A 25,470-nucleotide genomic window follows, 5' to 3' on the forward strand; every position below is an offset into this window, starting at 1 on the left:
CGACCGGGCGGCAGGGGTCCCGACCTCTGCCGCGCGATATCATGCCAACGGACCGGTCTGCTGACCGGTCCGAGCGCCCGAACGAAGGTTCAGGGGCGGTGATATCAGGCGGCCAGCCGGCGCAGCGCCGGCGCCACCGCGAGCCCGGCCGCATCCAGGATGCCGAGGTAGCGCGCCGCCAGGCTGCGGCGCGCCTGCCGGAACCGGTCCGGGTCGAAGCTGAAGGCCGCGCGCAGGCTCTCCGGGGTGATCGGCCCCGCGAGTTGCGTGGCCTCGACCACCGGGACGCCCATGGTGACGCACATCTCCTGCGTGCGGCTGTCATGCGCGATGCAGCCGGCGGGCACGCCCGCCTGCAGCGCCAGCATGACGCCATGGAAGCGCGTGCCGGTGACGAAGTCGAACCGGCGGAGGCAGGACATCCAGGCCTCGATGCCGGCCAGCACCCGGGCATGGCGCCGCGCCCAGGCCTGGAACTCCGCCGCCGTCGCGCCGGGCAGGACATAGTCCGTGATGCGCCGCACCTGCTCCGGAGCGAGCGCGTCGAACTCGCCGCGCGCGACCTGGACCATCTCGAGGTCGTGCTGGACGATGTAGGCCCCCTCGGTCCGGGTGACGAGGCGGGCGAGCGCCTGCTCGATCCCCCTCAGCGCCGGGACATGGGCGATGCCCGCCGTGACCGCGATGCGGGCGAAGGGCCGCCGGAAGCCCTCCGCCACCGCCGCCGCGATGTCGGTGTCGAGGGCGATGAGGTTGGAGGGGCAACCAATGACCGCGATGCCCGGGACGGCGGCGAAGCGGCGGACCTGCGCCTCGGTGAAGGCGCCCCGCAGGCCGAGATTGGGCGCGGCGGCGGGCGGGCGGTCGAGGATCGCCCGCAGCCAGCGCCGGGTGCCCGGCGTCAGGACGACCGGCGTCCGGGTATCCGGGGCCTGCGCGCCGAGGCCGAGGCCGATCACCGGCAGGCCGGTGGCCAGGATCTTGTCGGCCTGCTCGCCGAGGTCGGTATGCGGGCCGAGCTGGTTGGCGAGCGGCAGGACGAGGACGTCGCCGGCCGCCCGGATCCGCTCGACCGGCGCGCTCCAGGGCAGGTGCACGTGCTCCGGGAGATGGGCGGAGACGGCGAAGCGGAAGGCCAGGTTGCCGGTATTGCCGCCGCAGGCGGCGAGCAAGGCCCGGCCGTCCGCCGTCGCGCCGGGCGGGACCTGCGGATTGCCGTCGAGGATGACCGCCCTGCGCGTCACGCAGCAGTCGCCGGAGGACGGCGCGTCACGGGTCGCAGGGACGGCATCGCATGGCCGGACCCTAGAGCAGATCGCCGCAGGGTGGAATCGCCCGGCGGCGTGGCTCCGCTTCTGCAACGGGCCTTGGGCGGTCAAGGATGACGTCGGCGGCCCCATGGAGGGCGCAACACGGGCCGGCGTCGGCGATCCCGGAGATCCGCCCGGTCACGCCGGCCCCCCCCGGACCGGGACTTCTTCGGGGTCAGGCCGGAATGCGCCCCGACGCCTGGGAGGAGCGGGACCGCGCGGGCCTGGAGCATTCTCGCGCTGCACGGTCGGCGCGAGAATGCCCTCAGCGGACCTTCGCGGGTTGGGCCACGGTTCGTGCGGCCCAACCCTTTGAAGCGAAAGCCTGCTCAGGGTTCTGTTGCAGCGCAAACCCCGAGAGGTTTGCTCAGCGCTGACCTGCCACGGGGCGGAACCCGTCCCGGTTGGGCATGCGCACCCGCCGCAGGCTGTCCGCGTCCAGCGTCGCATCCGCCGGCAGCAGCCCGTTCAGGTGCAGCACGAAGGCGGTCACCGCATAGACCTGGTCCGATGACAGGCTCTGCGGCGCGTTGAAGGGCATGGCGCGCCGCGTGTAGTCGAACAGCGTCGTCGCATAGGGCCAGTAGCTGCCGACGGTCTGCACCGGCCGGGAGGAGGCCAGCGAGCCCTCGCCGCCGGCGAGGCGCAGCGCCGGCAGCAAGGCGCCCTCCTGCCCGCGTGGCCCATGGCAGGAGGCGCAGCGCTCGGCGAAGAGCGCGGCGCCCTCGGCGACGCTGCCGCGGCCCTCCGGCAGGCCGGTGCCATCCGGCGCGACGTCGATGTCCCAGCCGGCGATCGCCTCCGGCGAGGCCGGCGTGCCGATCCCGAGGCGCTGCTGCGCCGGCGCCGGTCCGGCTGCTAGGGCGCAGGCCAGGGCCAGCCAGCTATACCGCAAGCTGCACCGTCCCGTTCTCCGTGACCTTCCAGGCGAGGATCGCGTTGTAGTGGTAGGTGAACCATTCGCCCACCTCCGCCAGCAGCGCCTCCCGGCTCGGCTGCACGGCGCCGGTCTCGTCGGTGGCGCGGCTCGCCAGCAGCGCCGGCTGGCCGTCCCATTGCCACGGCAGGCGGAAGCGCGTCAGGCATTTCGGCAGCACCGGGTCCTGCAGCGCGGCGTCGCGCCAGGTGGCGCCGCCATCGACCGAGACCTCGACCCGGCGGATGGCGCCGAAGCCTGACCAGGCGATGCCGCTGATCTCGCGAAAGCCCGGCGCGCCCATGGACTGGCCGCCCGAAGGCCGCGTGATCACCGACTTCACATGCATGGTGAAGTTGAACTGCCGCGCCGTGCCGTCCGGCAGCAGCCCGGTATATCTCGACGTCTCCTCCCGCGTCATGAAGGGTTCGGCGGCGAGCTTCAGGCGGCGCAGCCACTTGACGTTGGTATTGCCCTCGTAGCCCGGCAGGAAGAGCCGCAGCGGATAGCCCTGCTCGGGCCGCAGCGCCTCGCCGTTCTGCGCCCAGCAGAGCATGGCGTCGTCGAGCGCCTTGGCGACCGGAATGCTGCGCGTCATGCCGGCGGCATCGGCGCCCTCCGCCAGCATCCACCGCGCCTCCGGCCGGACGCCCACCTCGGCCAGCAGGTCGGCGAGCCGCAGGCCGGTCCATTCGGCGCAGGAGAGCAGGCCATGCGTGTCCTGCGCGGTCCAGTCCGGCCGGATGCGCGCGGTCCGGTAGAGCGGCGAATTGCCCGAGCACTCCAGGAAATGCAGGCGGGACACGGTGGGGAAGCGGCGGAGCTGGTCCATGCTGAAGACCAGCGGCCGCTCGACCAGGCCATGCACCAGCAGGCGGTGCTGCTCCGGCGCGATCGCGGGGATGCCGGCATGGCAGCGGATGAAGTGCAGGCCGTTCGGCGTGACGATGCCGTCGAGATCGCCGAGCGGGGTGACGATCGAGCCGGCGGTGCCGAGGATCGGCTGGTACTCGCGCCCGGGTCGTGACCGGCGCCGCACGCCCTGCTCGGTCGGCGCGGGCAGCCCATAGGACGTGGCGTCCAGGGGGGCGCCCTGCTCGCGCATGCCCGGCGGCACCTCCAGCCGCTCGGCGGCCGCTGCGCCCGGTGCCAGCAGGGCGGAGGCGGCGAGGCGCCGCCGTGTCAGGCGACCTGGCCGCGTCATTGCGCAACCTCCTCACGCGGATTGCATCGCAGCAGCGGCATGGGATGAGCTTCCCCGTTCCGGACGAGCCAAACACGGTCTTCCGCGGCTGAGAAGCCGGATCACGCCTGCGCAATCTCCCGTTGCCCGATGCCCGCGCCGCGAATCATTGCAGCGACCGGGGAGGCTGGGCGCCGAAGCGCCGGCCTCGCTCTTCCAGGCCGCCGAACCGCAGGGCCGCCGGCCCGGCGCCTCGCAGCATCCGGCTCAGGAAGATCGCCGCATCACGGGTCCGGCTGGCCGCCGATCGTCCGGGAGATCTCGGCTGCGGCGCGCCGCAGCGCCGAGAGCGGCTCTGTCAGGTCGGCCGGCCGGTTGCGGATCGCGAGATAGGGCAGGGTGAGCGCCGCGACCGCCTGTCCCGCATGGTCCAGCACGGGGGCGCTCATGTCGGTGAGGCCGACGACGAACTCGCTCGGCGCCATGTCGTAGCCGGCCGCGGCGATGCGCCCGAGCCGCGCCGCGACCTCCTCCGGCGCCGTGCCGGCCTCGCGGGCGAGCAGCGCCGCGAATTCGCCGCGCCGCCTCTCGCCCTGGAAGGCGGCGAGGACGCGCGCCGAGACATAGCCCAGGGAGAAGGGGAAGACCGCGCCGAGCCTGACCACCCAGCCCATCGGCGCGCCGGCCTCGGCCTGCGCCACGATGATGAAATGCTCGCCATGCGCCATGCCGAGATGGCAGCTCTGGCCGAGCGAGGCGGCCAGCGCATCCATCACCGGCAGCGCCGCCTGCTGCAGCCGCCGCGCCGGCGGGTGCTGGGTGGCGAGCTGGAAGAGCCGCAGGCTCAGCCCGTACTCGCCGCTGCGGGCATCGCGGCCGACATAGCCGCGGCGCTCCAGCACCGCGAGCATGCGAAATATCTCGCCGACCGAACGGCCGATCTGCCGGGCGAGCTGGCTCTGGGTCAGGCCGGCCGGGGCCGCGGCCAGGGCCTCCAGCAGGTCGAGCCCCTTCTCGAGGGCCGGCGCCCCCGGACGGGGGGCGGCCGGCACGAGGTCATTGACTTCCGCGTCCATCGGCTTTCACATCTGAAAACGCCACGACATAGATGAAAATCGTCCTGGCCAACAGGATCCCGGATCGGGTCCCAACCACGAGGAAACTTCCATGGGCAAGCTCTCCCCGGATGCGGTCGCCTTCTACAAGGAGCAGGGCTACTACGCACCGGTGCCGGTTCTTTCCGCTGCCGAGGCCGGCGAACTCCGCCGCCAACTCGAGGCGCACGAGGCGCAGCACGGCCGGCTGCAGGGACCGCTGCGGCACAAGAGCCACCTGCTCTTCACCTGGCTCGACGGCTTGATCCGCCACCCCGCCATCCTCGATGCGGTCGAGGGCATCATCGGCCCGAACATCCTGGCCTGGGGCTCCTCCTTTTTCACCAAGGAGGCGCACGACCCGGGCTTCGTCTCCTGGCACCAGGATTCCACCTACTGGGGGCTCGACCCCGCCGACATCGTCACTGCCTGGGTGGCGATTTCCGAGAGCACGGCCGAGAACGGCGCCATGCGCGTCATCCCCGGCACGCACAAGCTCGACCAGATCCGCCACCGCGACACCTTCGCCGCGGGCAACCTGCTCTCCCGCGGCCAGGAGATCGAGGTCGAGGTGGACCAGTCCCAGGCCAGGATGCTGGAACTGCGGCCGGGCGAGATGTCGCTGCACCATGTCCGGCTGATCCACGGCTCCGACCCCAATCCCTCGGGCAAGCGCCGCATCGGCTTCGCCATCCGCTACCTGCCGACCTATGTGCGCCAGGTCGTCGGCATGCACGACAGCGCGACGCTGGTGCGCGGCGTGGACGAGTTCCGCAACTTCCTGCCGGAACAGCGCCCGGATGCCGACTTCTCTCCGGCGGCGCGGGAATTCCATGCCCGGATCACCGGCGACCACCAGCAGATCCTGATGCGCGACACCGGGCGCACCGCCGCCGCCTGAGCCTCCCGCGCGGGCCGCGCCGGCCCGCATCGCCTGCCCTGCCCGCAACGCGACCGCCGGCCGGCCCCATGCCGGCCGCGACGGGAGGACTCATCCATGTACGCCAGGCTTCGCTGGTTCATCATCGCGCTGCTCTTCCTCGGCGGCGCCATCAGCTATCTCGACCGCGCCGCGCTCTCCATCGCCGCGCCGCTGGTCGCCCGGGACCTCGGGCTCGATCCCGCCCGGCTCGGCATCGTCTTCAGCAGCTTCTTCTTCGGCTATGCGCTGTTCTGCTTCGTCGGCGGCTGGGCCGCCGACCGGATCGGGCCGAAGAACGTCTTCACCCTGGCGATGACGGTCTGGTCCGTGTTCTGCGGCCTGACCGCGGCGGCGACGGGCCTCGTCTCGCTGCTGCTGATCCGCGTCGTCTTCGGGATGGGCGAGGGCCCCTTCTCCTCCACCGCGAACAAGCTGGTCAGCAACTGGTTCCCGCGCGAGGAACAGGCGAGCGCGGTCGGCATGGCGAATGCCGGCCAGCCGCTCGGCGCCGCGCTGGCCGGCCCGGTGGTGGGCTTCATCGCCGTCTCCTTCGGCTGGCGGATCTCCTTCGTCGTCATCGCCGCCGTCGGGCTGCTCTGGGTCGTGGCCTGGATGCTGCTCGCCACCGACCGGCCGGACCAGCACCGCTGGCTCGACATGGCCGCGCGGGCGCGGGCGGTGCAGGAGCGGACGCGGCGCGCCGCCGCGCCGGCCCTGCCGCTCGGCACCTATCTCCGGCGCCCGGCGATCCTGGCGACCGGCTTCGCCTTCTTCGGCTATGCCTATATCCTCTACTTCTTCCTCTCCTGGTTCCCCACCTACCTCACCATGTCGCAGGGCCTGTCGGTGCAGCGCATGGGCGCGGTGAACGCCATCCCCTGGCTGGTGGGCTTCGTCGGCCTCGCCTCCAGCGGCTTCGTCTGCGACGCCATCTTCCGCCGCCGCGGCGACGCGCTCTTCGCCCGCAAGCTCGTGCTGGTGGGCAGCCTGCTGGTCGCGGCGGTCTGCGTGGCGCTGGCCGGGATCGTGCGGGGCGTGGTGCCGGTCGTCGCGCTGATGGCGGTCTCGGTCTTCTTCATGTACCTGACCGCGAGCACCTACTGGGCGATCATCCTCGACACCGTGCCGGAGGCGCGGGTCGGCGGCGTGTCCGGCTTCGTGCACCTGATCGCCAATCTCGCGGGCATCGTGGCGCCCTCGGTCACCGGCTTCCTGGTGGAGTGGTCGGGCAGCTTCGGCAGCGCCTTCGTCGTGACGGGCGGCATCGCCGTCGCCGGCGCCCTGGCGGTCGCCGTCTTCGTGCGGGAACCGGCGCCGGCCGCGGGCGCTGCGATGGCCCGGGCGCCGGTCTGACCGGCGGCCTCCGTGCCGGTTGGCCCCATCCTTGCAACGCTGCCCCGCGCGCGGCCCCGTGGCGGGGCGGCGGCACGAAGGGGGGGCAGCAGGATGTGCCAGGGGGATGATCCGACCTGCAGCGAGTTCGAGCGGCACCGGCTCGACTTCCGGACCGGCATGGCGAAGGAGCGGCGGGCCTTCCTGAAATCGGGCTTCGCCGCCTCGGGTGGGGCGGCGGCACTGGCGACCACGGGCATCTCGCTGGTCTCGCCGGCGCTGGCGCAGGTCTCGGCAGCCCGCGCTCCGGGCGAGCCCAGGATGCACGTCCTGCCGGCCAATGCCGAGACGGTGCACTGGGGCTATTTCAGCCGGACGCTGCAGCCGCGCGTCGAGGTGGAATCGGGCGACTACGTCACCATCGAGACCCTGACCCACCACGCCAACGACGACGCGGACCGGATGGTCAAGGGCGACCCGGGGGCGGAGAGCGTCTTCCTCTGGACCCGGGAGAAGAAGGGCGTCATGCGCCGCGGCGCCGGGCCGGGCGATGGCGGCGGCCTCGGCGTGCATATCTGCACCGGCCCGGTGGCGGTGCGCGGCGCCGAGCCGGGCGACGTGCTGGAGGTGCGCATCCTCGACGTGATGCCGCGGCCCTGCGCCAATCCGGAGTACAAGGGCCTCGCCTTCGGCAGCAATGCCGCGGCGAACTGGGGCTTCCACTACAAGGACCTGCTGACCGGCGACAAGCCGCGCGAGGTGGTGACGATCTACGAGGTGGATGCCCGCGGCGACCGCAATTGGGCCCGGGCGGTCTACAACTTCAAATGGGTGCCGGTGACCGACCCGACGGGCAAGGTGCACCCGACCATCGACTATCCCGGCCTGCCGGTGGACCACACGAAGACGCAGCGCAACCACGGCGTGCTGAAGAACATCCGCGTGCCGATCCGGCCGCATTTCGGCACCATGGGCCTGGCGCCGAAGGAGGCCGACTTCGTCAACTCCATCCCGCCGAGCTATACCGGCGGGAACATCGACAACTGGCGCATCGGCAAGGGCGCGACGATGTACTACCCCGTCGCGGTGCCGGGCGCGCTGCTCTCGGTCGGCGACCCGCATGCGAGCCAGGGCGATTCCGAGCTCTGCGGCACGGCCATCGAGTGCTCGCTGACCGGCACCTTCCAGCTCATCCTGCACAAGCGCGCGGACCTCGGGGGCACGCCGCTCGAGTCGCTCGATTTCCCGATGATCGAGACGGCCGAGGACTGGGTGATGTCCGGCTTCAGCTATCCCAACTACCTCGCGGATCTCGGCCCCGACGCGCAGAACGAGATCTTCGCCAAGTCCTCCATCGACCTCGCGATGCGCGACGCCTTCCGCAAGATGCGCGGCTTCCTGATGCACGCGAAGGGTCTGACGGAGGACGAGGCGATCTCGCTGATGTCGATCGCGGTGGATTTCGGCATCACCCAGGTGGTCGACGGCAATTGGGGCGTGCACGCCATCATCAAGAAGAACATCTTCGCGGGCGCTGCGTCCTGAGCAAACCCATCGAGGTTTGCGCTGCAACAAGACCCTGAAGCAGCCTGTCCCTTCAAGGGGTTGGACCGCACGAAGTGTGGCCCAACCCGCGACGTCTGCATGGCGCGACCTGGGCGCACAACCGCCACCTGCCGGGTGATGAGGTCTGGCTGGTAGGCGAGCGGCGCTCGAGCGGCGAGCGCAAGGACTACCTGAGCAACCTGCCGCCGCGGACCTCGCTGCGGGCGCTGGCCACCGCGATCAAGGCGCGCCGGGTGTGCGAGCAGGGGCACCAGCAGCTCGAGCAGGAACTCGGCCTCGGCCATTTCGAGGGCCGGTCCTGGACTGGCCTGCACCGGCACGCGCTGATGACCTGCATGGCCTTCGCTGACCTGCAACACCATCGCCGAGCCTGCCGGCCGTGCCGCGCGCCATCATGGTGCAACTCTTCGCTGAGCTTGTCCCACCAACCTGCTGTCCGCATTGCCGACGCAGGTTCCGACCGCCGCCAGATCGAATACTGCCCAGGTCGTGTCAGGGATTTCGAAATACGAATTGCCAGGCCCAAGGTAGCACGCCGAGGCGGCTATGAAGGGCGGCGAGGCCCCGGACGGCTTTAGGAATGGCCGAAACCGGATAATTGAAATTCTGCACCAAAACAATCTCGAAGCCAAGTTCCTCCGCAATCCGGCGCATATGATTTATGGTGACAATAAAGAAATGGGCCTTCTTGAAATCCCAGCCCGTTGGCGTCAGGCGCCAGTAAAGCGGCTGCAGCTTGGTCGGAACATAGCCAAACAAAGGTAGCCGGCTGTGCGATTCTATAGGGAAATAAGGATTCGGCAACTGTCCGACCAAGATGCCGCCCGGACGAAGAACGCGCTTGATTTCCTTCATGGTTGGAACCCGCCATTCCGGGCTCACATGCTCGAAGACATTGATGAAGGTCACGCAGTCGAACGACTGATCCTCGAAGGGCATGTCGTGGCCAAAGGACGGGAAGAGCTCAACACCTTGGTCTGAGACGGCATGCTCTGAAATATCGGGATCGATGGCTCGCCATGTCATGTCAGTCAGGACCGCGAACCGGTCGGTCAGGCCGCCAAGCTCGGCACCTACGTCCAGCGCCGCCTGCGCATTGGCTGGCTTATAAGTCTCAATCAGATCACAAATGGTATGTACAAGAGTAGTGTTCCGCGCCTCCCATTCTTCGGGCGACTGCAACAGACCGCGGCCCGCAAGGGCGTCTGTAGATTGCTGCGTACCTTTCATATCAATCGTGTTCATCGAGTCCTCTCATTGATTCCCGGCCCGAACGCGAGGTCACCCGGAACAGGTCATAGTCACCAGCCGGTTATTATCAATAGTATGCAAACAACTGACGAGTCATGGGAGCGATCACTGCGAACGCAGACCGCGGCAGCGTCACCGTGAAAAATGCACGGCTGATAATCGTTAGCGGCATAAGCTCTGAATGCCTAGCGGTTGCCACCCGTCTCCGTTTGTCACTGCCGCTTCTCCTTAGAAATTTTGCGTGATCAATCGTCAGTGGTTTGGTTCTGCATGGGGTATTTGCGCATCACGATATGCAGCCCCGGCGGCAGCATCGCTGAGAGGACGGTGGATGGCCCATTCATCGGGGCATCGAACTCATTCTCGGCTTGCTTTCCGGGCGACGAATTCAAGTCAGGGCGAGTTCGTCAACGGGCTGCCATGGCCTTTGCGAGGGCACTCAATCGCCCGGAGCATTCTCGCGGCACGCGCTCGGCGCCTGGATGCTCTCGCCGGGACTCGCGGCCACCGCCTCCCGCGCCAGCCGGATCGCCTCGGCCAGCACCGCCGCATCGCCGATATGATTGGCCAGCAGCAGCACCAGCGCGGCGTCGAGTTGCCGCGACCTCGCCTCGTCCAGGTCGCGATGCGCCTCCATCAGCGCGGCATAGAAGCCGTCGGGATCGGCGAGGCGGGGCTCGGTGGCGAGGCTCATGCGGTCTTCCCCATGGCGCGGTCGCGGGCGGCGGCGATGGCGGCGGGATCGGGTGCGGCGAACCGCGCCGCCACATGCTGGTCCGGCCGCAGCAGCACCGCCTGCCCGGGCGAGAGGCCCCAGCGGCGGGCGACGAGGCCGGCATGGTCCTGCAGCGCGCCGGTCGTCTCCGTCTCCCCCACCACCACCCGCGCCATGCCCGCGGGCGGCACGGGCGGCGGCGCGCCCTGCCCGGCGAGCGCCAGCAGGGTGAAGCCATCGCCCACTCCCGGGCTACCGAGATGCCGCAGCAGCCAGTCCGGCCGGCCGCGGTCGAGCACCGGCGCGTCGACCGCCGGGGCGCCCGGCGGCAGCGGGCTCTCCTCCCCGCCCGGGGTGTTCAGCGGGCTGCCGCGCAGCACCGCGGGGCGCGACAGCCGCCCGGAATTGACCAGCGGCCGCGCCAGGGCGTGCCGCGCCGAGAGGGCGAGCACGGCATCCCGCCAGGCCCGCGCCGCCGCGTTCTTCGGGGTGATGAAGTCGGTGCTGCGCGTCGAGTTCAGGATGTTCTCGTCCGCGGCTGGGATGCGCTCGGCATCGTAGCTGTCGAGCAGCGCCTCCGGTCCCTCCCCCGCCAGCACCGCGGCGAGCTTCCAGGCCAGGTTGTCGGCATCCTGCACGCCGCCATTGCCGCCGCGCGCGCCGAAGGGGCTGACCTGGTGCGCGGCATCGCCCGCGAAGAGGATGCGCCCGTGCCGGAAACGCTCCAGCCGGCGGCAGCGGAAGGTGTAGACGCTGACCCAGTCGAGCTTGAAGGGCACCTCCGGCCCCAGCATCTGCGCGACGCGGGCGCGGACGCGCTCGGGGCGCTTCTCCTCCTCCGGGTCGGCGTCCCAGCCGAGCTGGAAGTCGATCCGCCAGACATCGTCGGGCTGCTTGTGCAGCAGCACGGATTGGCCGGGATGGAAGGGCGGGTCGAACCAGAAGCGCCGCTCCGCGGGGAAGGGCACCCGCATGACGATGTCGGCGATCAGGAAGCGGTCGCGGAAGACCTGGCCGAGGAAGGGCAGGCCGAGCTGCTCCCGCACCAGGCTGCGGGCGCCGTCGCAGGCGAGCAGCCATTGCGCGTGCAGACGATAGGGACCATCCGGCGTCTCGACCGAGAGCAGGGCGCCGTCCGCCCGGTTCTCCACCGCCGCCACCCTGTTGCGCCAGCGCAGGTCGACAAGGCCCGTCGCGGCGCAGGCCGCGACCAGCCATTCCTCGGCGTAGTATTGCTGCAGGTTCACGAAGGCCGGGTATTCATGCCCCTGCTCGGGCAGCAGGTCGAAGGCATAGGCCTCCCGGTCCTGGACATAGACGCGGCCGGTGTTCCAGGTGATTCCCTTGGCGAGGAAGCGGTCGCCGAGGCCGAGCCGGCCATAGATCTCGAGCGTGCGCTTGGCGAAGCAGATGGCGCGGCTGCCGATGGAGACGGTGTCGTCCTCGTCCAGCAGGACGGAGGGCGTGCCGCGGCGGGCGAGGTCGAGGGCGAGGGTCAGCCCGACCAGGCCGCCGCCGGCGATGACGACGGACGCCTCCTCCGGCGCGGTGCGCCCGACCGCCGCCGGGCGGCGATAGGGGAAGCGCGGGTTGTCGTAGGTCCGCGGCATGGCGTCAGGCCCGCCCTGCCGTCGCGCCATGCGGGATGCCGGCCGAGCGCGGCATGATCGATTCCTCCTCCCCAGCCTCCTCCCGCCAGGCTCCGGCGGGTGCCGGGCAGTCTAACCCGGACGGGGCGGGTTGCGGCATCCTGCACGGCGCCGCCCGAGATGGGGCGCGGCGCGGGGCGCACTGTCAGGTTGCGAAATGGCTTGTTAAGCAAATCTGCCGAGGTTTGCGCCCGGACATGAACCTCAGCAGGCTTTCGTCCGAATGGCCCGGCCCACACATGCTTGCTGCGGGCCGGGCCTCGAAAGCCTGCCGAGGCTGCGGCCCCGCCGAAGGAGGTTCCCCATGCTGCGTCGCGCGCTGACGGCCGGGCTGCCCGGCCTGCTGGTCCTGGCGGCCCTCGCCCCCGCCGCCCCGGCCCAGAGCAACGACCCGTCCTTCAGGATCGTCAACAACACGTCGAACGTCATCAACGAGGTCTATGCCTCCCCCAGCGCGCAGCAGAGCTGGGGTCATGACCGGCTGGGCTCGGAGGTGGTGCCGCCCGGCGGCCGGCAGGTCGTCCGCCTGCCGCAGGACGGCACCTGCCTCTACGATGTCCGCGTCGTCTACCAGGGCACGGCCCCGGCGGAGGAGCGACGGAACGTCAATACCTGCGCCCTCACGGACCTCGTCTTCGGTGGCGGCGGCGCAGCGCCGCGGGAGGCGCGGCAGGGCAACCCGTCCTTCAACCTGGTGAACCAGAGCGGACGGGTGATCGAGCAGTTCTACGCTTCGCCCAGCAGCCAGCGGAACTGGGGCCCGGACCGGCTGGGAGACAACACGATGGTGCCGTCCGGGCAATACTACGCCATCCGCCTGCCGCAGGGCGAATGCAGCTACGACATCCGGGTGGTCTGGCAGGGCGGCCAGGAGCAGGAGCGGCGGAACGTCAATACCTGCACGCTGACCAACTACGTGGTGCGGTGACGGCCCCGCCCGCGGCGCCGGCCGCGGGCGGAACCCGTCGCCTCTACGCCGCCTTGGCCCCGGCGATCGCCTTCCACACCGCTTCCGGCGTCGCCGGCATGTCGATGTGCTGCACGCCGACCGTGGACAGCGCATCCACCAGCGCATTCATCATCGCCGGCGGGGAACCGACGGCACCCGCCTCGCCCGCGCCCTTGACGCCGAGCGGATTGGTCTCGCAGGGCACCTCGATCAGGTCCACCTCGATATCCGGCAGGTCCTCCGCCCGCGGCAGGGCGTAGTCCATGAAGGAGGCCGAGAGGAGCTGGCCGCTCTCCGGGTCGTAGGCCGTGCGCTCATGCACCGCCTGGCCGATGCCCTGCGCCACGCCGCCATGCACCTGGCCGCGCACGATCAGCGGGTTGATGGCATGGCCCACGTCATCGACCACGATGTAGCGCGGCACGGTGATCAGGCCGGTATCGGGATCGACCTCCACCTCGGCGATGTGGCAGCCGTTCGGGAAGGTGTGCGACTTGATCTCCGCCACCTCGGCGGCGTCGAGCAGCGTCGCCGGCTCGCCCCGCGCCGCCCGCTCCTTCTGGATGCGGGCGAGGTCGAGGATGCCGACGCCGCGGTCGGTGCCGACCACGCTGAACCTGCCGCCCGCGCCACCGCCGAAGCCGCCAGGGGCGAACTCGATATCGGCGACCGCCGCTTCCAGATGCTCGGAGGCCGCCTGCTTGCCCTTCTCGATCACCGTCGCGGTGGTCAGCAGGATCGCCTGCCCCTCGGAATAGAGGCTGCGCGCGCCGCCGGTGCCGCCGCCATCGGGGATCTCGTCGGAATCGCCCTGGATGATCCGGATGCGGTCCATCGGGATGCCGAGCTCATTGGAGGTGAGCATGGCATAGGCCGTCTCATGCCCCTGGCCGGTGCTCTGCGTGCCGACCAGGACCTCGGCGAAGCCGTCGGCGGCGAAGCGCACCTCGGCGCGCTCCGTCGGGCCGCCGCCGGTCGCCTCGAGGTAATAGGCGAGGCCGATGCCGCGCTTCTTGCCCTTCGCCTCGGAGGCCGCCCGCCGCGCCGCAAAGCCGGCCCAATCGGCCTTGGTCAGCGCCGCGTCCAGCACCGTCGGGAACTCGCCGCTGTCGTAGCGCTGCCCCATCGCCGTGACATAGGGCATGGCGCTCTGCGGCACCATGTTGCGCCGGCGCAGCTCCACGCGGTCGATGCCCAGCTCGCGCGCCGCGGCGTCGATCAGGCGCTCCACCACGTAGTTGCTCTCCGGCCGGCCCGCGCCGCGATAGGCATCGACCGGCACGGTATTGGTCAGCACGCCGATGACGCGGGCATGGATGGCCTGGAAGCCATAGACGCTGGCCAGCACCTTGGTGCCCGCCATCGTCGGGATCATGGGCGCGAAGGTATTCAGGTAGGCGCCCATATTGGCGTAGTTGCGGGTACGCAGCGCGAGGAACTTGCCGTCCTTGTCCACCGCCAGCTCGCCGAGGGTGATGTTGTCCCGGCCATGGGTGTCGGACTGGAAGGCCTCCGTCCGCTCGCTGACCCACTTCACAGGGCGCTTGAGGCGCCGCGCCGCCATGCAGACGAGCGCGTATTCGGCATAGAGGTAGAGCTTCATGCCGAAGCCGCCGCCGACATCGGGGGTGACGACGCGGAACTTCTCGGGCGGCAGGTTGAAGACGTTGCCGGCCAGCAGGTTCTTCACCAGCCAGGAGCCCTGGGTGCCGCAGGTCAGGGTGAACTTCCCCTGCGCCGCGTCGTACTCGGCCAGCGCCGCGCGGCTTTCCATGGAGGCGACGACGACGCGGTTGTTCACCACCGTCAGCCGCGTGACATGGGCGGCGGACTTCACCAGCGCCTCGGCCTTGGCCTTGTCGCCGGTCTCCCAATCGAAGGCGATGTTGCTGGCGACGCCCTCCCAGACCTTCGGCGCGCCGGCCTCGTGCGCGGTGGCGAGGTCGGTGGCCGAGGGCAGGACCTCGTAGTCCACCACGACGGCCTCGGCCCCGTCGCGCGCCGCCTTGGCGTTCTCCGCCACCACGAAGGCGACGGCATCGCCCACGAAGCGCACGCGGTCCTCGGCCAGCGCGCCGCGCGGCGTCTCGGCCCTCGGGCTGCCATCCGAGTTCTTCAGCGGAATGACGCAGGGGATCTCGCCGAGACCCTCCTCCTTCCACTCCTTCGCCGTGATCACCGCCAGCACGCCGGGCACGGCCAGCGCCGGCGCGGTATCGATGGAGAGGATCTTCGCCGCGGCATGCGGGCTGCGCAGGACCACGCCATGCGCCGCATCCGTCCTGACCGCGATGTCGTCGGTATAGCGGCCGCCGCCCTTGAGGAGCCGCGGATCCTCGATGCGCCGCAGCGGCTGGCTCAGCCCGAACTTGGCCATGGGGCCCTCCCGTCTCTTGCGTTCGCCCCATCATCTGCGGAGGAAGGGGGCGGCGTGAAGGGGGAAAGGGCAGGAAAAGGCATTGTCCCCATCCCGGCGGCGGGATGGGGACGGTTTCGTGACGCCTGCGCTACTTCGCCATCTCGGAGACGCGCTGGTCCGGCGCCGGGTGCGGGCTCTGCCCCGGGCCGCGGCTCGGCGGCTCGACCGGGCGCACGCCGAACCAGGACTTCACCTTCTCCCGCGTCCACTGGAAGGTCACGTAGAGCATCGGGATCATGAAGATGCCGACCAGCGAGGCCGCGAGCATGCCGCCGAAGACCGGCGTGCCGACGGCGCGGCGCGACAGCATGGCCGCCCCCGTCGCCGTCACCAGCGGCAGCAGGCCGAGGCAGAAGGCGATCGAGGTCATCATGACGGCGCGGAACCGCAGCCGCGACCCTTCGATCGCTGCGTCGCGGATGGACATCCCGCGCTCCCGCGCATCCTTGGCGAATTCGATGATCAGGATGCCGTTCTTCGCCGCCAGCGCGATCAGCACGACGAGGCCGATCTGGGCATAGACGTCGAGGCTGAGGCCCGCGATCACGATGGCGAGGAAGGAGCCGAGGCCGCCGACCACGACGGACATCAGCACCGGGATGGGAATGGTCCAGCTCTCGTACAGCGCCACCAGGAAGAGGTAGGCGAAGAGCACCGCGAGCGCGACCACGTAGATGGTCTGCCCGGCGGCCAACTTCTCCTGGTAGGCGGTGCCGGTCCATTCGAAGCTGTAGCCCGCCGGCAGCACGCGGGCCGAGAGCTGCTCCATGGCGGCGAGCGCATCGCCCGAGGAGACCCCGGCCTTGGGCGAGCCGTTGATCAGCACCGAGCGGTAGTTGTTGTAACGGCTGATGGTCTGCGGCCCGACCACGATGCGGATATCGGCCAGTGCCCGCAGCGGCACCATGACGCCGCTGCTGCTGCGGACCCGGATGCGCCAGATGTCGCTGATGTCGTCGCGGTCCTGCGCCTCCGCCTGGATGTTCACCTGCCAGGTGCGGCCGAAGAGGTTCAGGTCGTTGACGTAGTAGCCGCCGAGCGAGGCCTGCAGCGACTGGAAGATGGCGCTGATCGGCACGCCGAGGGCCTGCGCCTTGTCCCGGTCGACGTCGAGGAAGATCGAGGGGTTGGTGGCCGAGAAGGTGGAGAAGACCTGCTGCAGCCGGGGATCCTGGTTGGCGGCGACGACGAGGCCAAGCATGGCGCTGCCGAGTTCCGCCGGGTCGCGCCCCTGCAGGTCCTGCAACTGGTACTCGAAGCCGCCGCCGGTGCCGAGGCCGATGATGGGCGGCAGGTTGAAGGCGACGACATTGGCCGTGCGCACGCCGGCGCCGGCCCGGAAGACCCGGCCGATGGAGGCGAAGACCGAATCCGCCGGGTTGGTCCGCTGGTCGAAGGATTTCAGCCGCGCCACCATGAAGGCGGAGTTGGACTGCGCGCCCTGGTCGATCAGCGAGAAGCCGACAATGGCGAGGACGTTCTCGACCGCCGGGATCTGCTTCAGGATGCCCTCCACCTGCTCCACCGCCGCGCGGGTGCGCGACAGGGAGGCCGCCTGCGGGAGCTGGACCTGGACGAAGAAGGTGCCCTGGTCCTCCTGCGGCAGGAAGCCCTGCGGCGTCTTCGAGCCGATGGTGAAGATGGCGAAGGCGAGGCCGGCGGTGACGGCGAGCGAGATGACCGCGACGCGCACCAGCCGCCGCACGACCGCGGCATAGCCGTCCCGCACCTTGTCGATGCCGCGCAGCACATACTTGATCGGCCCGCGCTTCGGCCCGGTATGCCGGAGGAAGAGCACGCAGAGCGCGGGGGAGAGGGTCAGGGCGTTCATCGCCGAGATCACCATCGCCGCCGAGATCGTCACCGCGAACTGCCGGAACAGCACGCCGGAGAGGCCGGGGATGAAGGCGATCGGGACGAAGACCGAGAGCAGCACCAGCGTGATCGCGATGATCGGCGCCGTGATCTCGTTCATCGCCTGCTTCACGGCCTGGTTCGGCGTCCAGTCCGGGTGCTCCTCCATCACCCGCTCGACATTCTCGACCACCACGATGGCGTCGTCGACGACGATGCCGATCGCCAGCACCATCCCCAGCAGCGAAATGGTATTGGCGCTGTAGCCGATGGCGAGCAGGACGGCGAAGGACCCGATCAGGCTGACCGGCACCGCGATGGTCGGGATCAGCGTGGCGCGGAGCGAGCCGAGGAAGAGATAGACCACGATGACGACGAGGACGAAGGCCTCGAGCAGGGTCTTGATCACCTCCTGGATCGTGTCGACCACGAAGCTGGTGCTGTCATACAGCACCTGCGCCTTCAGCCCCTCGGGGAAGCGGGTGCCGAGCTCGTCCAGTGTCCGCCGCATGGCATTGGCGACGGTGACCGCATTGGCGCCGGGCGAGAGATAGACGCCCATGGTCACCGCCGGCTGGCCGTTCAGGCGGCTGACCGTGTCCATGCTCTGGGCGCCGAGCTCGACCCGCGCGACGTCGCGGATCCGCAGGACCGAGCCGTCCGGGTTGGCGCGGATGACGATGTTGCCGAACTGCTCCGGCGTCACCAGCCGCCCGAGGGTCTGGATATTGATCTGGAACTGCTGGGTGTCCGGGATCGGCTGGGCGCCGATGCGGCCGACGGCCGCCTGGACGTTCTGGCTCTGGATCGCCGTGATCAGGTCCTGCGGCGTCAGGTTCAGGTTGGTCAGGCGGTCGATCTCGTACCAGACCCGCATCGAGTAGTCGAGCCGGCCGAACAGGTTCACCTGGCCGACGCCCGGCACGCGGGCCATGCGGTCGATCATGTTGATCGTCGCGTAGTTCGACAGGAAGACCGGGTTGTGGTCCGGGTTGGTCGAGGTCAGCGCGATGAACTGCAGGACCGAGGAGGACTGCTTGCGCACGATCAGGCCGGCGCGCTGCACCTCCTGCGGCAGGCGGGCGATGTTGGCCTGGATGCGGTTGTTGACGTTGACGGTGTTGATGTCGCCGTTGGTGCCGAGGGCGAAGCTGACCGAGAGCTGGTAGGACCCGTCATTGGCGCTGTTCGAGCGCATGTAGATCATGTTCTCGACGCCGTTGACGGCGCTTTCGATGATCTGCCCGACGGTCGATTCCACCACCGCGGCCGAGGCGCCGGGATAGGTCGCCTGCACCGAGACCTGCGGCGGCACGATGTCCGGGAACTGCGCGACCGGGATGCGCAGCAGGGCGAGGGCGCCGGCAAGCGTGGTGACGATCGCGATGACGATCGCCAGCCGCGGCCGGTCGACGAAGACGCCGGAGATCACCGCGTCAGCCCTGCCGGCCGCCGGCGGGGGTGCCGCCGCCGGGTCCGCCGGACGGGGCGGCCGGGGCGCCGGGCGGCCGGCTGCCGGGCGGCGGCGCGCCGGCCGGGGCGGCGTTCACCTCCTGGCCCGGGCGGACGCGCTGCAGCCCCTCGGCGATCACCGTCTCGCCGCCCTGCAGGCCGTTCTCGATCACCACCTGGTCGCGGATGGTCTGGCCGAGGCCGACCGGGCGGCGCTGCGCCTTCTTGTCGGCATCCACCACCAGCACGTAGTTGCCGCCCTGGTCCTGCAGCACCGCGGCGCGCGGGATGACGATGGCGGGCACCGGCTCGGCGCCCTCGACGAAGACGGAGACGAACTGGCCGTCGATCAGTTCCCGGTCGCCGGCGCCGCCGCTCATCGCTTCCCGCAGCCGCGGGTTCGGTATTAGGGCGCGGATCAGCAGGCTGTCGGTGTTGCGGTCGACCTGGGTGTCGATGAACTCGATGCGTCCCTTCTGCGGATAGATGCGCCCGTCGATGGTGCGGATGCGGACCACCACGGCATTGACGCCGCCGCGCGGCTCGTAGCGGTTGCGCAGCTCCACCGCCGTCCGGGAGCTGATGGTGAAGACCACGCGCATCGGGTCCTGGCTGACGATGATGGCCAGCGGGTCGGTCAATGTGGGGGAGACGACGTTGCCCGGCGTATAGGTGGCGCGGCCGATCTTGCCGTCGATGGGCGAGATGATGTCGGTATAGCCGAGGTTGATCTCGGCTGTGCGGACCTGCGCCTGGGCGCCGAGGACCTGGGCATTGGCCGTCCGCTCCTGCGCCTGCGCATTGTCGAGGTTGACCTGCGGGCCGTAGCCAGTCTGCCGCAGTTCCCGCGCGCGCTGCAGGGCGATGCGGGCATTCTCGAGCGTCGCCTGGGCGGAGGCGGCCGAGGCCTGCGCCTGCTCGAGCGCCGCCTCGAAGGGCGGCTTCTCGATGCGGAACAACACGTCGCCGGCCTTGACCTCCTGGCCCTCGGTGAAGGCGCGTTCCTGCAGGAAGCCGGTGACGCGGGCGCGGATCTCGACGCGGTTCACCGCCTCGATCCGGCCGGTGAACTCGGCGCTCTCGGTGACCGGCTTCTTCTCGGCAGTGACGACGCCGACGGCGGGCGGCCCCTGCGGCCCGAACTGCGCCAGCGCCGGCGCCTGCGCAAGCAGGAGGAGAAGCAAGGCGAGGGGGAGACGACGCATGCAGGAAGTCCGGCTCTGGGCAGGGGATACTGCACCAGCGAAGTACGGTTTGGCAGTTGGCCGGGTGGCGGGCAAGGCTGGCGTGGGAGGATGACAATCCCGCCATCGCCGGCCTGGCCAAGGATCACCCCGATCCGGCCGCCGTCGCCGGTGCCGCGACGGGCGCGGGCGGCGGGATCAGCAGCAGCGCCGCTATCGCGGCGAGGCCGGCGCAGGCCGCGCCCAGCAGGGCGGCGAGGCGGAAGCCGGCGATGAACTCCGCCGGCCCCGGTAATGCCAGCACCGCCCCGAGCAGCGCGGTCGCCACCAGCCCGCCGAGCCGCGCCACGGCGCTGTTGAAGCCGGAGGCAGCGCCGGTATGGCCGGCATCGACCGAGGCCATGACGGTGGTGGTCAGCGGCGCCGCCGAGAGCGCCATGCCGATCCCGACGAGCGCAGTCGCGGGCATCAGCCCCGTCCAGACCGCGATGCCCTCCCCGTCGAGCCGGGCATAGAGGGCGAGGCCCGCCGCCGTCACGGCGGCGCCGGCCGCGAGCGGCAGCCGCCCGCCATGCCGCGCCGTCAGCCGCCCCATCAGCGGCGAGCCGAGCCCGATCAGCAGCGGCAGCGGCAGCAGCGCCGCGCCGGCGGCGAGGGCCGACCAGCCCTCGATGCGGATCAGCAGATAGGGCAGCAGCACGATCAGGCCGCCGAGCGCGCCGTAGAGCAGGAAGGTGAGCAGCGTCAGGCCGAGGAAGGGCCGCGAGGCGAACATCGCCATCGGCAGCAGCGCGCGCGGGCCGCGCCGCCGCTCGAGCCAGAGGAAGCCGGCCAGCAGCGCCGCGCCCATGAGCGTGGCGGGCAGGACGAGGCCGCCGGCGCCGCGCCCCGCCGCCTCGGTCAGCGCCCAGGTGAGCAGGGCGAGGGCGAGGGTCGCCAGCGCCGCCCCCGCCCAGTCCAGCCGGGCGGCGGCCCTGCCATGGCTCTCCCGCACATGCGCATGCGCCAGCCAGGCAGCCGCGGCGGCGATTGGCAGGTTGATCAGGAAGATCGCGCGCCAACCCACGGTCTCCACCAGCCACCCGCCCGCGAGCGGCCCGATCGCGCCGGCCAGCGCGCCGACCGCCGCCCAGGTGCCGATGGCGCGGCCGCGCGCCTCGCCCTGGAAGGTGGCGCCGAGGATGGCGAGGCTGTTCGGCATCAGCAGGGCGGCGCCGACCCCCTGCATCGCCCGGCCGGCCAGCAGCCAGGCGATGGAGGGCGCGGCGGCGCAGGCGGCGGAGGCCAGGCCGAAGAGCCCGAGGCCGAGCAGGAAGAGCCGGCGCCGGCCGAAATGGTCGCCCGCGCCGCCGCCCAGCAAGATCAGCGCGCCGAGCGGCAGGAGATAGGCATTGATCGTCCAGGCCAGGGCGGCGGCATCGGCGCCGAGGTCCCGCTGCAGCGCCGGCAGCGCGACATTGACCACCGAGCCGTCGATGAAGGCGAGGCTGGAGCCGAGGATGCAGGCGGCGAGCGTCCAGCGGCAGGCGGGGTTGCGCGCCGGCGGGCGGGCGGCCGCCACGGCGGCGTCGCAGGGCGTGGCGAGGGCGCCGGTCACGCGGCGCGGCCCGGCGGGGAGATCGGCGGCATCGGCATGGCGGCGAGGATTGCCGCTGGCCTCGGCGCCGACAATGCGCTGCCGCTGGCCGCATGGCCGGGCGCCGCGCTTTTCACGGCATGGTCATGGCAGCGAAGGGCGGCCCGGCCGCCGCAGCCAGAGATAGGCGAGGCTGCACACCACCAGCGCCACCGCGAAGGTCGAGAGCGCCGCGCCCGTGCCGCCCCAGGCCGCGGCGAAGCCCGAGACCGCCTGCAGCACCGCCGCGCCGCCGAAGAAGGCGATGTTGTTGGCCGAGAGCGCCCGGCCTGTCTGCTCCGGCGGCACCGCCGCGCGGACCTGGGCGAAGACCAGGATCTGGAAGGAGATGACGAGGCCGATCGCCACCATGACCGCGGCATCGAAGGAGGCCGGCAGCACCTCCTGGCCGAGCGCGCGGGACAGCCAGCCGCCCGGCCCGCCCGCCGGCAGCAGCAGCACCAGCGCCGCCACCGTCAGGTGGCTGCCCGCCAGCAGCGCGACCGGCCGGCCGACGAGGCGCTGCACCACGCCCGCGATCGCCGGGCCGGCGACCAGCGCGACCGCGACCAGCAGCAGCACATTGCCGGCCTCGACCCGCGTCAGCCCCTTGGCCTGCATCAGCCAGGGCCCACCCCAGAGGCCGCGCACGCCCAGCACCACGGCGAAGCTGGCGAAGCCGATGGTCATCGGCGCGCGCAGCCGTGGCGAGACGGCGATCGCCAGGATATCCCGCGTGTCCTGCCAGAGCGAGCGGCGGCCGGCCTGCGCCGGCGGCGTCCGCTGCACCGTCGCGGCGACCGCGACGAAGGCCAGCGCCGCCAGCGCGCCGGAGGCCCAGAAGCCGGCGCGCCAGCCCTGCCGCTCCACCAGCAGCGCCAGCGGCGAGGCGCTGAGCAGCATGCCGCAATTGCCGAAGGCCTGGATGATGCCGGACCAGAGGGCGAAGCGATGGCCGTCCATGGCGCGCGCGGCATAGGTCATCGGGCACATCAGCGCGCCGGCGCAGCCCATGCCGAGGACGCATTGCGCCAGCAGCATGGTGCCCGGCCCGGGCGCGAGGGCGGCGAGCGCGCTGCCCGCCATGCCGATCCCGAGCAGCACCAGCGCCGTCCGCCGCACGCCCCAGCGGTCGAGGCCGATGCCGACCGGGACCATGGCGAGGGCGAAGGTGGCGGGGAAGGCGCCGGTCAGCGCCGCCAGCCCCTCCGGCGTCAGGCCGAGGTCGCGCGAGAGAACGTCGGCCGCGATGGCCGGCAGGGTGCGGACGGCATTCGAGAAGACATGGCCAAGGGTGAGCGCCAGGATCGGCAGCTCGGGGCCGGAGAGGCGACGCACGTTTCCCCCGTATTTTGCTTGTGGCCCGGGGGGAAGGGAGAGAACGTTCGGCGCAGTGCGCCGAACCCCCCGTACCCCCCAACCCACCTTTTTCTCTGAGTCCGCTGTTGCAGCCTGCAGACTCACGGAAAAAGGTAGGGTGGGCGTGGGAGGGGAGTTCCCTCCCCTCCCACTCTTCCTGTCTCAGTTCCGGAACAGCTTCCCCGGATTGAGGATCCCCTTCGGATCGAGGCTCGCCTTGATCCCCCGCATGACGGCCAACGCCTCGACGCCGTGCTCGGCCTCGAGGAATTCCCGCTTGCCGATGCCGACGCCATGCTCGCCCGAGCAGGTGCCGCCGAGCGAGAGGCCGCGCGCCACGATCCTGCGGTCGAGCTCCCAGGCGCGGTCGAGCGCCGTCGGGTCGTTCGGGTCGAAGAGGATGATCTGGTGGAAATTGCCGTCGCCAACATGGCCGACGATGCAGGTGGTGAAGCCCGCCGCGATCGCATCCTGCTTGGCGCCGACGATGGCATCGGCCAGCTTCGAGATCGGCACGCAGACATCCGTCGTGATGCCGCGATAGCCGGGGATCAGGTTGATGCCGGCCCAATAGGCGTCGTGCCGCGCCTGCCAGAGCTTCGTGCGCGTCTCGGTATCGGTCGCCCAGCGGAAGTTGTCGCCGCCGTAATCGGCGGTGATCGCCTGCACAGCCTCCGCCTGCTCCTGCACCGCGGCCGGGGTGCCGTGGAATTCGAGGAAGAGCGTCGGCGTCGCGCGCAGGCCCTCGAGCTTGCTGTACCTGATGCAGGCCTCCATCTGGTCCGCATCGATCAGCTCGATCCGCGCCACGGGGATGCCGGACTGCATGGTGACGATCACCGAGTTCACCGCCGATTCCAGGTCGGCAAACTGGCAGACCGCCGAGGACATCGCCTCCGGGATGCCGTGCAGGCGGAGCCGCACCTTGGTGATGATGCCGAGCGTGCCTTCCGAGCCGATGAAGAGCCGCGTCAGGTCGTAGCCATTGGCGCCCTTGCGGGCGCGGCCGCCGGTCTGGATGACGCGGCCATCGGCGAGCACCACCTCCAGCCCCAGGACGTTCTCCCGGATGGTGCCGTAGCGGACCGCATTGGTGCCGGAGGCGCGCGTCGCGCACATGCCGCCGATGGTGCAGACGCTCCCGGGGTCGACCGGGAAGAACATGCCCTGGTCGCGGAGGTAGTCGTTGAGCTGCTGGCGGGTCACGCCGGGCTCGATCAGGCAGTCCATGTCCTCGGCATTGACCTCCAGCACCGCGGTCATGCGGGAGAGGTCCACCGAGATGCCGCGCCGCACCGGGTTCACATGCCCTTCCAGCGAGGTGCCGGCGCCGAAGGCGACGACCGGCACCTCGTGCCGGTGGCAGAGCGCGAGCAGGCGGCTGACCTCCTCGGTGCTCTCGACGAAGGCGACGGCGTCCGGCAGGGTCGGCGGGGTCTGGTCCTCGCCGCGGCTGTGCTGCTCGCGGATCGCCTGGGCGGTCGAGAGGCGGTCGCCGAGGAACTCCCGCGCGGCGGCGATGACGGCGTCCACCGGACGCGAGGCGATCGTGTTCATGGCGTGTCCTCGTCCCGCGCCAGCGGGCATGTCAAGCAATGCGGTCCGCCGCCGCCGGCGGTGAAGAGCGAGAGGGCGGGGTCGAGCACCGCCAGCCCCTCCGCCCGCAGCGCGGCGTTGAGGTCGCGGCTCTCGGCCGCCGATATAACCTGTTCCGCGCCGAGGGCCAGGATGTTGCAGCCGAGCCGCATGGCGTCGCGGTAGGGCACGGGGATGCAGCGGATGCCGTGCCCCTGCAGCCAGGCGACGAAGCCCGGGTCCAGCACGTCGAGGCAGGCGACGGCGAGGCCGGGCGCGGCCAGGCAGAAGATCACGTCGAGATGCAGGAAATGCTCGTCGAAGGGCTCGACGCGCACCTCCCAGCCCTCCGCCCGCAGCCAGCCGGCAAGCTGCTCCGCGCCCTCCAGGTCGGTCCGCCCGCCGCTTGCGCCGATCACGGCGAGGCCGGGGCGGAGGATCTGGATGTCGCCTCCCTCCAGCGTCCCGGCCGACGACCTGCGCCAGAAGCGCGAGCCCTGCGCCTCGTGCCAGTCGATGAGATGGGCGTATTCGCCGCGCCGCTGCGGCCGCTCGAGCTGGCAGAGCACCGGGCCGCGATGCGTCACCACCACGCTGTCGCGGGTATAGGCCATGTAGGGCAGGTGCGGCTGGGGCGGCAGGTGGTGGACCCGGGCGCCGCCCTGCTCCAGCGCCGCCACCAGCTCCCGGTGCTGCGCCTGCAGGCCCTGCAGGTCGGGCTGCCCGCCCGAAGCCAGGGTCCGCCGGGCGATCGCGTTGGTCGGGATCCAGCGGTAGTGGTCGGGCGCGCAGACCAGCACCTCGGTCAGGCGTCCGGTCTCGGAGGCGACGGTGAAGGGCGGCGGCATGCGGCCAAGGTGCGCCCCGTGAGGCCCGGCGTCCAGCGGTGGGGCGGCGGGCTTGTTCCGGGCTTGGACTCGATCCGGGCTCATCTGCTGTTCTGGCAAAGTCTTCGGAGCACGAGGCGGGCCGAAGCCCAACGCAGGACGCAGAGGCCTGACCGGTCGAGGCACTCCCGATCACTGGCCAAGCGACGGCAGCGGTTCGGCCGGATGCTGGTCCGTTCGACAGCCCAGCGCTTCACCACTGCTCAGGCCGTCAAATACATGGCTGGCGACCATGGCG

At 70.9% G+C, this 25,470-nt stretch carries 18 protein-coding genes and 1 pseudogene; 5 read left to right on the forward strand and 14 right to left on the reverse strand.

What is annotated here, in order from left to right; all coding sequences use genetic code 11:
* Positions 1–104: 104 nt before the first annotated feature.
* The 4 genes from Q7A36_RS21305 to Q7A36_RS21320 form a co-directional block, all read right to left on the reverse strand.
* A complete protein-coding gene (locus Q7A36_RS21305; RefSeq protein ID WP_305105763.1) occupies positions 105–1,244 on the reverse strand; it encodes a polysaccharide pyruvyl transferase family protein in 1,140 nt (379 codons plus the stop codon).
* Positions 1,245–1,677: 433 nt separating this feature from the next.
* Complete coding sequence (locus tag Q7A36_RS21310) at positions 1,678–2,205, reverse strand: c-type cytochrome (protein WP_305105764.1); 528 nt, start codon at positions 2,203–2,205, stop codon at positions 1,678–1,680.
* Positions 2,195–3,430, reverse strand: a complete 1,236-nt coding sequence (gene soxC, locus Q7A36_RS21315; protein ID WP_305105765.1) for a sulfite dehydrogenase — start codon at positions 3,428–3,430, stop codon at positions 2,195–2,197. Before soxC ends, Q7A36_RS21310 begins: the two co-directional genes overlap by 11 nt.
* 263 nt (positions 3,431–3,693) lie before the next feature.
* Positions 3,694–4,485 (reverse strand): IclR family transcriptional regulator, encoded by a 792-nt coding sequence (locus Q7A36_RS21320; protein ID WP_305105766.1) that lies wholly within the window; start codon positions 4,483–4,485, stop codon positions 3,694–3,696.
* A 91-nt stretch (positions 4,486–4,576) separates the two neighbouring features.
* Between Q7A36_RS21320 and Q7A36_RS21325 the strand changes: the two genes are divergently transcribed.
* From Q7A36_RS21325 to Q7A36_RS42090, 4 genes and pseudogenes are all read left to right on the forward strand, one after another.
* Positions 4,577–5,404 (forward strand): phytanoyl-CoA dioxygenase family protein, encoded by an 828-nt coding sequence (locus tag Q7A36_RS21325; protein WP_305105767.1) that lies wholly within the window; start codon positions 4,577–4,579, stop codon positions 5,402–5,404.
* A gap of 96 nt (positions 5,405–5,500) precedes the next feature.
* A complete protein-coding gene (locus Q7A36_RS21330) occupies positions 5,501–6,778 on the forward strand; it encodes an MFS transporter (RefSeq protein ID WP_305105768.1) in 1,278 nt (425 codons plus the stop codon).
* A 93-nt stretch (positions 6,779–6,871) separates the two neighbouring features.
* The gene (locus Q7A36_RS21335; RefSeq protein ID WP_305105769.1) at positions 6,872–8,302 is read left to right on the forward strand and encodes an acetamidase/formamidase family protein; all 1,431 of its coding nucleotides are present in this window, start codon (positions 6,872–6,874) and stop codon (positions 8,300–8,302) included.
* Between the two features lie 122 nt (positions 8,303–8,424).
* Positions 8,425–8,901: pseudogene (locus tag Q7A36_RS42090) on the forward strand (hypothetical protein); the annotation flags it as partial.
* Here the strand turns inward: Q7A36_RS42090 and Q7A36_RS21345 are convergent.
* The 3 genes from Q7A36_RS21345 to Q7A36_RS21355 form a co-directional block, all read right to left on the reverse strand.
* Positions 8,816–9,568: a class I SAM-dependent methyltransferase gene (locus Q7A36_RS21345; RefSeq protein ID WP_305105770.1), complete on the reverse strand. Its 753-nt coding sequence runs from the start codon at positions 9,566–9,568 to the stop codon at positions 8,816–8,818. The pseudogene Q7A36_RS42090 and the gene Q7A36_RS21345 sit on opposite strands and share 86 nt — an antisense overlap.
* A gap of 445 nt (positions 9,569–10,013) precedes the next feature.
* Positions 10,014–10,268, reverse strand: coding sequence for a DUF2783 domain-containing protein (locus tag Q7A36_RS21350; RefSeq protein WP_305105771.1), 255 nt, complete (start codon positions 10,266–10,268; stop codon positions 10,014–10,016).
* A complete protein-coding gene (locus Q7A36_RS21355) occupies positions 10,265–11,929 on the reverse strand; it encodes an FAD-dependent oxidoreductase (protein WP_305105772.1) in 1,665 nt (554 codons plus the stop codon). Before Q7A36_RS21355 ends, Q7A36_RS21350 begins: the two co-directional genes overlap by 4 nt.
* A gap of 313 nt (positions 11,930–12,242) precedes the next feature.
* Between Q7A36_RS21355 and Q7A36_RS21360 the strand changes: the two genes are divergently transcribed.
* The gene (locus tag Q7A36_RS21360) at positions 12,243–12,866 is read left to right on the forward strand and encodes a hypothetical protein (protein ID WP_305105773.1); all 624 of its coding nucleotides are present in this window, start codon (positions 12,243–12,245) and stop codon (positions 12,864–12,866) included.
* Positions 12,867–12,909: 43 nt separating this feature from the next.
* Here Q7A36_RS21360 and Q7A36_RS21365 read toward each other — a convergent pair whose 3' ends face one another.
* The 7 genes from Q7A36_RS21365 to Q7A36_RS21395 form a co-directional block, all read right to left on the reverse strand.
* A complete protein-coding gene (locus Q7A36_RS21365; protein WP_305105774.1) occupies positions 12,910–15,264 on the reverse strand; it encodes a xanthine dehydrogenase family protein molybdopterin-binding subunit in 2,355 nt (784 codons plus the stop codon).
* A 130-nt stretch (positions 15,265–15,394) separates the two neighbouring features.
* The gene (locus Q7A36_RS21370) at positions 15,395–18,592 is read right to left on the reverse strand and encodes an efflux RND transporter permease subunit (RefSeq protein ID WP_305105775.1); all 3,198 of its coding nucleotides are present in this window, start codon (positions 18,590–18,592) and stop codon (positions 15,395–15,397) included.
* A gap of 4 nt (positions 18,593–18,596) precedes the next feature.
* Positions 18,597–19,817 (reverse strand): efflux RND transporter periplasmic adaptor subunit, encoded by a 1,221-nt coding sequence (locus Q7A36_RS21375; RefSeq protein WP_305105776.1) that lies wholly within the window; start codon positions 19,815–19,817, stop codon positions 18,597–18,599.
* 124 nt (positions 19,818–19,941) lie between these two features.
* Positions 19,942–21,393 carry an MFS transporter gene (locus Q7A36_RS21380; protein WP_305105777.1) on the reverse strand — a complete coding sequence of 484 codons (1,452 nt, stop codon included), beginning with the start codon at positions 21,391–21,393 and terminating at the stop codon, positions 19,942–19,944.
* Positions 21,394–21,516: 123 nt separating this feature from the next.
* Complete coding sequence (locus Q7A36_RS21385) at positions 21,517–22,749, reverse strand: MFS transporter (RefSeq protein WP_305105778.1); 1,233 nt, start codon at positions 22,747–22,749, stop codon at positions 21,517–21,519.
* A 183-nt stretch (positions 22,750–22,932) separates the two neighbouring features.
* Positions 22,933–24,327 carry an FAD-binding oxidoreductase gene (locus Q7A36_RS21390; protein ID WP_305105779.1) on the reverse strand — a complete coding sequence of 465 codons (1,395 nt, stop codon included), beginning with the start codon at positions 24,325–24,327 and terminating at the stop codon, positions 22,933–22,935.
* Positions 24,324–25,193 (reverse strand): dimethylarginine dimethylaminohydrolase family protein, encoded by an 870-nt coding sequence (locus tag Q7A36_RS21395; protein ID WP_305105780.1) that lies wholly within the window; start codon positions 25,191–25,193, stop codon positions 24,324–24,326. Before Q7A36_RS21395 ends, Q7A36_RS21390 begins: the two co-directional genes overlap by 4 nt.
* Positions 25,194–25,470 lie beyond the last annotated feature (277 nt).

This window comes from Paracraurococcus lichenis, from assembly GCF_030657435.1.
GTDB classification, from domain to species: Bacteria; Pseudomonadota; Alphaproteobacteria; order Acetobacterales; family Acetobacteraceae; genus Paracraurococcus; species Paracraurococcus lichenis.